Source organism: Streptomyces sp. NPDC045968, from assembly GCF_056430475.1.
In genome coordinates this window covers 105,297-112,932 of record NZ_JBWKLF010000011.1, presented here as the reverse complement: position 1 = coordinate 112,932, position 7,636 = coordinate 105,297, and the positions used below count along the sequence as shown (strand labels likewise).

Annotated in this window: 11 protein-coding genes and 1 pseudogene; all 12 read left to right on the top strand. The window is 68.6% G+C overall.

Going from position 1 to position 7,636, the window contains the following annotated elements; all coding sequences use genetic code 11:
• Window positions 1-79: 79 nt before the first annotated feature.
• A pseudogene (locus tag AC07FA_RS28850) lies at window positions 80-460 on the top strand (hypothetical protein); the annotation flags it as partial.
• 156 nt (window positions 461-616) lie between these two features.
• Window positions 617-1,054 (top strand): 30S ribosomal protein S16, encoded by a 438-nt coding sequence (gene rpsP, locus AC07FA_RS28845; RefSeq protein ID WP_383782783.1) that lies wholly within the window; start codon window positions 617-619, stop codon window positions 1,052-1,054.
• A gap of 2 nt (window positions 1,055-1,056) precedes the next feature.
• Window positions 1,057-1,296, top strand: a complete 240-nt coding sequence (locus AC07FA_RS28840) for an RNA-binding protein (protein ID WP_254369541.1) — start codon at window positions 1,057-1,059, stop codon at window positions 1,294-1,296.
• Window positions 1,297-1,382: 86 nt separating this feature from the next.
• The gene (gene rimM, locus AC07FA_RS28835; RefSeq protein ID WP_479079234.1) at window positions 1,383-1,988 is read left to right on the top strand and encodes a ribosome maturation factor RimM; all 606 of its coding nucleotides are present in this window, start codon (window positions 1,383-1,385) and stop codon (window positions 1,986-1,988) included.
• Window positions 1,985-2,806, top strand: a complete 822-nt coding sequence (gene trmD / locus AC07FA_RS28830; protein WP_479079233.1) for a tRNA (guanosine(37)-N1)-methyltransferase TrmD — start codon at window positions 1,985-1,987, stop codon at window positions 2,804-2,806. The genes rimM and trmD overlap by 4 nt, the downstream gene beginning before the upstream one ends.
• A 125-nt stretch (window positions 2,807-2,931) precedes the next feature.
• Window positions 2,932-3,282 carry a 50S ribosomal protein L19 gene (rplS, locus tag AC07FA_RS28825; RefSeq protein WP_479079232.1) on the top strand — a complete coding sequence of 117 codons (351 nt, stop codon included), beginning with the start codon at window positions 2,932-2,934 and terminating at the stop codon, window positions 3,280-3,282.
• Between the two features lie 45 nt (window positions 3,283-3,327).
• Window positions 3,328-4,098 carry a signal peptidase I gene (lepB, locus tag AC07FA_RS28820; RefSeq protein ID WP_479079231.1) on the top strand — a complete coding sequence of 257 codons (771 nt, stop codon included), beginning with the start codon at window positions 3,328-3,330 and terminating at the stop codon, window positions 4,096-4,098.
• The gene (gene lepB, locus AC07FA_RS28815; RefSeq protein ID WP_479079230.1) at window positions 4,091-5,167 is read left to right on the top strand and encodes a signal peptidase I; all 1,077 of its coding nucleotides are present in this window, start codon (window positions 4,091-4,093) and stop codon (window positions 5,165-5,167) included. The genes lepB (AC07FA_RS28820) and lepB (AC07FA_RS28815) overlap by 8 nt, the downstream gene beginning before the upstream one ends.
• Window positions 5,070-5,963 (top strand): signal peptidase I, encoded by an 894-nt coding sequence (lepB, locus tag AC07FA_RS28810; RefSeq protein ID WP_479079365.1) that lies wholly within the window; start codon window positions 5,070-5,072, stop codon window positions 5,961-5,963. The genes lepB (AC07FA_RS28815) and lepB (AC07FA_RS28810) overlap by 98 nt, the downstream gene beginning before the upstream one ends.
• Window positions 5,964-6,013: 50 nt before the next feature.
• A complete protein-coding gene (lepB, locus tag AC07FA_RS28805) occupies window positions 6,014-6,778 on the top strand; it encodes a signal peptidase I (RefSeq protein WP_479079229.1) in 765 nt (254 codons plus the stop codon).
• Window positions 6,768-7,256, top strand: a complete 489-nt coding sequence (locus AC07FA_RS28800; protein ID WP_479079228.1) for an NUDIX hydrolase — start codon at window positions 6,768-6,770, stop codon at window positions 7,254-7,256. Before lepB (AC07FA_RS28805) ends, AC07FA_RS28800 begins: the two co-directional genes overlap by 11 nt.
• 63 nt (window positions 7,257-7,319) lie before the next feature.
• Window positions 7,320-7,628 carry a DUF2469 domain-containing protein gene (locus AC07FA_RS28795; RefSeq protein WP_003965949.1) on the top strand — a complete coding sequence of 103 codons (309 nt, stop codon included), beginning with the start codon at window positions 7,320-7,322 and terminating at the stop codon, window positions 7,626-7,628.
• The last annotated feature ends 8 nt before the right edge of the window (window positions 7,629-7,636 follow it).

Genomic DNA, 7,636 nt, shown 5'->3' with positions numbered 1-7,636 from the left:
GTTTTCTTCTTTAGGGAATGGGTGAGTGGAGACCTCCTAACTCACCCTCCGCGGGGGTTTCCCCCCCCCCCCCCCCCCCGCCGGCCGTTACCACAACCGACGATTCCTCGCGATCGCCGAGGAGATGGGCCTCGATCATGCCGAGGAACCCCATCCCAGCAGTGGCTTCTCGCTGGTCACCCTGAATCCGGAGGCCAAGCGGAGGTACCGACCGACCATCGAACGGCTGCAGCGCGCGCTCAAGGCGCACACCGTGGCCACGGCCGCGGACACCAAGCGTTCCTTCCGCGGGCCGGCCGCCCGGCACGGCTCCTCCGGAGGGGGTGTGCGGGTGAAGGCCGTCTGCGACTGCGGACGCAACGTACGTGTGGTTCCCTCGGTCCTCGCGCAGGCCCCCATCGTCTGCGGTGGCTGCGGAAAGCCGTTCCGGATCCCGGAAGCGGCGGTCGCGGTGGGGTGACCCGATGGGGTGTGGCACAATGGACAGCTGTACTCGACAGTCGCATAGGACCCCTCTCTCCTCCGACTGACGCGTCCGTCGGGCACGCGAGTACCGCAACCCCACGTGGCATCTTCGTTGTGCCCAACCACGTCAAGACCAGGAGACACCACTTCCGTGGCAGTCAAGATCAAGCTGAAGCGTCTGGGCAAGATCCGTTCGCCTCACTACCGCATCGTCGTCGCCGACTCCCGTACCCGCCGTGATGGTCGGGCCATCGAGGAGATCGGCCTGTACCACCCGGTGCAGAACCCCTCGCGCATCGAGGTCAACGCAGAGCGCGCGCAGTACTGGCTGTCCGTCGGCGCCCAGCCGACCGAGCCGGTTCTCGCGATTCTGAAGCTCACCGGCGACTGGCAGGCCCACAAGGGCCTTCCGGCCCCGCCGCCGCTCCTGCAGCCGGAGCCCAAGGCTGACAAGCGCGCGCTGTTCGAGGCTCTCACCGCGGACGGCGACGAGGCCAAGGGTGAGGCCATCACCCAGAAGGCCAAGAAGGCCGACAAGAAGGCGGACGAGGCGGCTGACGCTGCGTCCACCGAGTCGACCGAGGCCTGAGCATGCTCGAGGAGGCTCTCGAGCACCTCGTGAAGGGCATCGTCGACAATCCCGACGATGTGCAGGTCGCCTCGCGCAACCTGCGCCGTGGACGCGTGCTGGAAGTCCGGGTTCACCCGGACGACCTCGGCAAGGTGATCGGTCGTAACGGCCGCACCGCTCGCGCTCTGCGTACCGTCGTGGGTGCCATCGGCGGCCGTGGTATCCGCGTCGACCTCGTCGACGTGGATCAGGCTCGCTGAAGAGTTGAACACCGGCCAGGGCCGGGGAGGGCTTTCGAGCCGTCCCCGGCCTTTGTCGTCCGTAAACGATCACCTGGAGAAGTAGCGTGCAGTTGGTAGTCGCACGGATCGGCCGTGCCCACGGCATCAAGGGCGAGGTCACCGTCGAGGTGCGCACGGACGAGCCCGAGGTGCGGCTCGGCCCCGGTGCCGTCCTGGCCACCGAGCCCGCCGAGACGGGACCGCTGACGATCGAGACCGGCAGGGTCCACAGCGGCAGGCTGCTGCTCCGTTTCGAGGGCGTACGGGACCGTTCGGGCGCGGAGGCCCTCCGTAACACCCTGCTGATCGCCGACGTGGACCCGGACGAGCTTCCCGAGGACCCCGAGGAGTTCTACGACCACCAGCTCATGGACCTCGACGTGGTCCTCGCCGACGGCACGGAGATCGGCAGGATCACCGAGATCACGCACCTGCCGTCCCAGGACCTGTTCATCGTGGAGCGCCCGGACGGCAGCGAGGTGATGATCCCCTTCGTCGAGGAGATCGTCAGCGAGATCGACCTGGAGGAGCAGCGCGCGGTCATCACCCCGCCTCCCGGGCTGATCGACGAGACCGAGGCCGTGGTCGCCACCTCGCGCGACGAGGAGGGCGACGAGGAAGGCGCGGGGCAGGGCGACGAGTCCACCGCGTCCGGGGACGAGACCCGATGAGGCTCGACGTCGTCACGATCTTCCCCGAGTACCTGGAGCCGCTGAACGTCTCGCTCGTCGGCAAGGCGCGCGCCCGCGGCAGCCTCGACGTGCAGGTCCACGACCTCCGGGAGTGGACCTACGACCGGCACAACACGGTCGACGACACCCCCTACGGCGGCGGCCCGGGCATGGTCATGAAGACCGGCCCCTGGGGCGACTGCCTGGACGAGACGCTGGCCGACGGTTACGAGGCCGGGGCGCACTCCCCGGTGATCGTGGTGCCCACGCCCAGCGGCCGGCCCTTCACCCAGGAGCTGGCCGTCGAGCTCTCCGAGCGGCCATGGCTGATCTTCACGCCCGCCAGGTACGAGGGCATCGACCGCCGGGTGATGGACGAGTACGCCACGCGTATGCCGGTCATCGAGGTGTCCATCGGGGATTACGTCCTGGCCGGCGGGGAAGCCGCCGTCCTGGTCATCACGGAGGCCGTGGCACGGCTGCTGCCCGGTGTGCTCGGCAACGCCGAATCGCACCGCGACGACTCCTTCGCGCCGGGCGCCATGGCCAACCTGCTGGAGGGCCCCGTCTACACCAAGCCGCCCGAGTGGCGCGGCCGGGGCATTCCGGAGGTCCTGCTCAGCGGTCACCACGGCAGGATCGCGCGCTGGCGCCGGGACGAGGCCTTCCGTCGTACCGCGCTCAACAGGCCCGATCTGATTGAGCGTTGCGAGGCATCGGGCTTCGACAAGAAGGACCGGGAGATGCTCTCCATCCTCGGCTGGTCCCCGGGGCCCGGCGGCCGATTTTGGCGCAGGCCCGAGGGCATGGAAGAATAACTCTGCTGTACGTCCGGTGTGCGCCCCTGCCACAGGGGGAACGACGCCCGCCCGACGCGATCAGCACCCGAATCCTCCCTCTCTCCCGTCGATGACCTGTGGCATCGGCGAAGAAAGCAGACAAAATGTCTCATCTGCTCGATGGCGTCAACGCCGCTACGCTGCGTTCCGACGTTCCGGCCTTCCGCGCCGGTGACACCGTCAACGTCCACGTGCGCGTGATCGAGGGCAACCGCTCCCGTATCCAGCAGTTCAAGGGCGTTGTCATCCGTCGCCAGGGCGCGGGCGTCAGCGAGACCTTCACGGTCCGCAAGGTCTCCTTCAGCGTCGGCGTCGAGCGTACGTTCCCGGTGCACAGCCCGATCTTCGAGAAGATCGAGCTCGTCACCCGCGGTGACGTCCGTCGCGCCAAGCTGTACTACCTCCGTGAGCTCCGCGGCAAGGCCGCGAAGATCAAGGAGAAGCGCGACAACTGAGCTGACTCCGACGTCCTCGGTACGGCCGGATAAGCTTCGGCTCCGATGGACACGGAAACACAGCACACGGAGCGCGATCGCTCCTCCGGACCCGCAGAAGGGCCGGAGGAGGGGTCGCGCTTCTCGCATGTCCCGGGCCGGATATCCGCCGCGATGTCCTGGCGGCGGGCCGCCTCCCTGGGGGCCGCCCTCACGGTGGTGCTGCTGCTGTTCAGCAACTTCGTGGTGCAGCCCTTCCTGATTCCCAGCGGCTCGATGGAGTCCACGCTGCGGGTCGGGGACCGGGTCCTCGTCAACAAACTGGCGTACCGTTTCGGCTCCGAACCGCAGCGCGGCGACGTGGTGGTCTTCGACGGCACGGGCTCCTTCGTACAGGAGTCGACCGGGGACGACCCCCTCACCGCCCTGCTGCACGGTGCGGCCGCGTCCCTCGGTCTGGCGGAACCCGCCGAGACCGACTTCGTGAAGCGGGTGGTGGGCGTCGGCGGCGATCGCGTGGTCTGCTGCGACCAGCGGGGGAGGCTCCAGGTGAACGGCCGGTCTGTGGACGAGGAGTACCTCTACCGGGGCGACGCACCGTCCTCGGTGGCGTTCGACATCGTCGTACCCGAAGGCACCCTGTGGATGATGGGCGACCACCGCGGAAACTCGCGCGACTCCCGGGAGTACCTGGGGCGGCCAGGCGGCGGAATGGTCCCCGTGGACATGGTGATCGGGCGGGTCGACTGGCTCGGCTGGCCGCTGGGCAGACTGGGCTCCGTGCCCGCCACCGGCGCCTTCCACGGCGTACGGGAACCGGGCGGAGCCCATGGGTAACCGCGGGCGCCCGCGCGGAACACCGGAGGAGGACGTCCAGCTGCCCACCGGGACCAGGCCGACCGCTCGCCGCTCGCTGCCCACCCGGGCGGAGCGCCGCAAGCTGGCCCGCAAGGTCAAACGGCGCAGGCGCAGGTCCGCGGTGAAGGAGATCCCCCTCCTCGTCCTCGTGGCGCTGCTGATCGCGCTGGTCCTCAAGACCTTTCTGGTGCAGGCGTTCGTGATCCCGTCCGGTTCGATGGAACAGACCATCCGGATCGGCGACCGGGTGCTGGTCGACAAGCTCACACCGTGGTTCGGTTCGAAGCCGCAGCGCGGCGACGTCGTCGTGTTCAAGGACCCGGGGGGCTGGCTCCAGCAGGAGGGGGCCACCCAGGAGAAGGACCCGCCCATCGGCGTCAAGCAGGCCGAGGAACTGCTCACCTTCATCGGACTGCTGCCGTCCGACGACGAGCAGGACCTGATCAAGCGGGTGGTGGCCGTCGGCGGAGACACCGTCAGATGCTGCGGCGAGGACGGCCGGCTGACGGTCAACGGTGTACCGCTCAACGAGCAGTACGTGCTTCCCGGGGACAAGCCGTCGACCCTCACGTTCGAGGTGAAGGTCCCGGCGGGCCGCATCTTCGTGATGGGCGACCACCGGTCCAATTCCGCCGACTCGCGTTTCCACCTCGACGAACCGGAGAAGGGCACGGTTTCCGAGGACGAGGTCGTGGGACGGGCCGTCGTGATCGCCTGGCCGTTCGGCCACTGGCGCACGCTGGAGGAACGGGAGACGTACGCCGAGGTCCCGGCCGCCGGGCCGGGGTCGGCGGCCGGGACCGCCGGGTCGAATAGTGTGTCTTCCGAGGATCGATACGGAATGGTCCTGCTCCCGACCCCTGCGGAACTCCCGCTCGTTATGGGAGTGGTGGGCCTGCACCGACTAGGGCGCGGGCGGTGGCACGGATTGAGGAGTGGATGTGGGGGATTTGGCGGTCGGCGCACGATCCGGACACGACGAACCCGAGGACCGGCCGGAGCACGCCGGGTCCCAGGGGGATGCGTCGGCGGACCGGACGGAGAGTGACGGCGACTCCCCGGGCAGTGGTGGCAAGGCTCCGAAGAAGCAGCGCTCCTTCTGGAAGGAACTGCCGCTTCTCATCGGTATCGCGCTGATTCTCGCGCTGCTGATCAAGACATTCCTGGTACAGGCGTTCTCCATCCCGTCCGACTCCATGCAGAACACGCTGCAGCGGGGTGACCGGGTGCTGGTCGACAAGCTGACCCCGTGGTTCGGCTCGGAGCCGGAGCGCGGCGAGGTCGTGGTCTTCCACGACCCGGGCGGCTGGCTCGAGGACACGGCGACGCCCGAGCCCAATGTGGTGCAGAAGTTCCTCAGCTTCATCGGACTGATGCCGTCCGCCGAGGAGAAGGACCTGATCAAGCGGGTCATCGCGGTCGGCGGCGACACGGTGGAGTGCAAGAAGAACGGGCCGGTGACCGTCAACGGCAAGGCCCTGGAGGAGAAGTCGTTCATCTTCCCCGGTGACACCCCCTGCAATGACGAGCCGTTCGGGCCGATCAAGGTGCCCGACGGCCGTATCTGGGTGATGGGCGACCACCGCAGCAACTCGCTGGACTCCCGGTACCACCAGGAGCTGCCCGGCCAGGGCACCGTCTCCACGGACGAGGTCGTCGGCCGCGCCGTCGTCGTCGCCTGGCCCGTCAACCGCTGGGCGACGCTGCCGGTCCCCGGCACCTTCGACCAGTCCGGGCTGAACGCGGCGGCCGCGATGGCTCCGGGAGCACTCGGTGTAGCCGGAGCGCTGCCCCTCGTGTTGTGGCGCCGCCGGAGGCTGACCAGCGGGCATACCGCCGGGTAGGGTGCCGACTCGGATCAGCGATTGTCGATCTCCGATGGGGGAGCGCTGGGATGAGCGGAACAGGACGAACGGGTGACGGCCGCGGCCGGCTCGGCAACGCGTTGTCGAGCCTGGCCGTGGCCGTCGGCTGTGTGCTCTTTCTCGGCGGGTTCGCCTGGGGAGCGGTGGTGTACAAGCCGTACACGGTACCGACGGCATCCATGTCCCCGACGGTCAACGCCGGGGACCGGGTGCTCGCGGAGCGGATCGACGGCGCCGATGTGAGGCGCGGGGACGTGGTGGTCTTCACCGATTCGGTGTGGGGCAACCAGCCGATGGTGAAGAGGGTGGTCGGCGTCGGCGGCGACAAGGTCGCCTGCTGCGATGCCGACGGCCGGCTCACCATCAACGGCGAACCCGTTGAGGAACCGTATCTGCGGACGCAGTGGCCCACGGAGGGCGGCGCCGGGGCGCCGGCCGCGCAGCAGGACTTCTCGGCCGTGGTGCCCAAGGGCCAGGTGTTCCTCCTCGGTGACGAGCGCAGCACCTCGCTGGACTCCAGGGTCCACCTGGAGGACCCCGGGCAGGGATCGGTCCCGCTCAGTGCCGTGCAGGCCCGGCTGGACGCCGTCGCCTGGCCGTCGCAGACCCTGATCGAGCGGCCGGAGAGCTTCGCGGGGCTGCCCGGCGGGATCTCAGCCGGCGGACCGCTGCCGCTCCAGCTCGGCGCCGTGGTGGTGGGCGTGGTGCTCATCCTGGGCGGGGCCGCCTACAGCACGATCGCGGCACGCATCTCGCGCCGCGGCCGCGCGGCGGGAACCACACATGCCCGCTGAGTCGCGCAGGGTCGCCCGGGTGGTGCTCCTCGACCCGGACGACCGCATCCTGCTCATGCACGGATTCGAACCGGACGATCCGGCGAAGACCTGGTGGTTCACCCCGGGCGGCGGCCTGGAGGGCGAGGAGACCCGGGAAGAGGCCGCGCTGCGCGAGCTGGCGGAGGAAACCGGGATCGTGGACGTGGAACTCGGTCCGGTGCTCTGGACGCGGACCTGCTCCTTCCCCTTCGACGGGCGGCGCTGGGATCAGGACGAGTGGTACTTCCTGGCCCGGACGACACAGACCGCCCCTGCCCCGACGGCCTTCACCGAACTGGAGCTGCGCAGTATCGCGGGCTCCAGGTGGTGGACTTCCGCCGAACTGATCGCGGCGCGTGAGACGGTGTACCCGACCAGACTCGCCGAGCTGCTGCGCACGCTGCTCGACGAGGGTCCTCCACGTCATCCGCTGGTCCTGGCCCCCGAAATCGTCTAATCGGCCGGGAGCGGGAGCGGCTGACGCACAATAGGGGGACGCACGGCTGAAGGGGAACATGCCATGAGCGCCGAGGACCTCGAGAAGTACGAGACCGAGATGGAGCTGAAGCTCTACCGGGAGTACCGCGATGTCGTCGGTCTGTTCAAATATGTGATCGAGACCGAACGGCGCTTCTACCTCACCAACGACTACGAGATGCAAGTGCACTCCGTCCAGGGTGAGGTCTTTTTCGAGGTGTCCATGGCGGACGCCTGGGTCTGGGACATGTACAGGCCCGCCCGATTCGTCAAACAGGTCCGTGTTCTGACCTTCAAGGACGTCAACATCGAGGAGCTCAACAAGAGCGATCTCGAACTTCCGGGTGGCTGAGTTATCCA

Bases quoted from the DNA above. Each gene is read 5' to 3' on its own strand.
- AC07FA_RS28800 (WP_479079228.1), top strand. From the start codon at position 6,768: ATGCCCGCTGAGTCGCGCAGGGTCGCCCGGGTGGTGCTCCTCGACCCG.
- rplS (WP_479079232.1), top strand. From the start codon at position 2,932: ATGTCTCATCTGCTCGATGGCGTCAACGCCGCTACGCTGCGTTCCGAC.
- trmD (WP_479079233.1), top strand. From the start codon at position 1,985: ATGAGGCTCGACGTCGTCACGATCTTCCCCGAGTACCTGGAGCCGCTG.
- lepB (WP_479079230.1), top strand. From the start codon at position 4,091: ATGGGTAACCGCGGGCGCCCGCGCGGAACACCGGAGGAGGACGTCCAG.
- AC07FA_RS28795 (WP_003965949.1), top strand. From the start codon at position 7,320: ATGAGCGCCGAGGACCTCGAGAAGTACGAGACCGAGATGGAGCTGAAG.
- lepB (WP_479079231.1), top strand. From the start codon at position 3,328: ATGGACACGGAAACACAGCACACGGAGCGCGATCGCTCCTCCGGACCC.
- AC07FA_RS28840 (WP_254369541.1), top strand. From the start codon at position 1,057: ATGCTCGAGGAGGCTCTCGAGCACCTCGTGAAGGGCATCGTCGACAAT.
- lepB (WP_479079229.1), top strand. From the start codon at position 6,014: ATGAGCGGAACAGGACGAACGGGTGACGGCCGCGGCCGGCTCGGCAAC.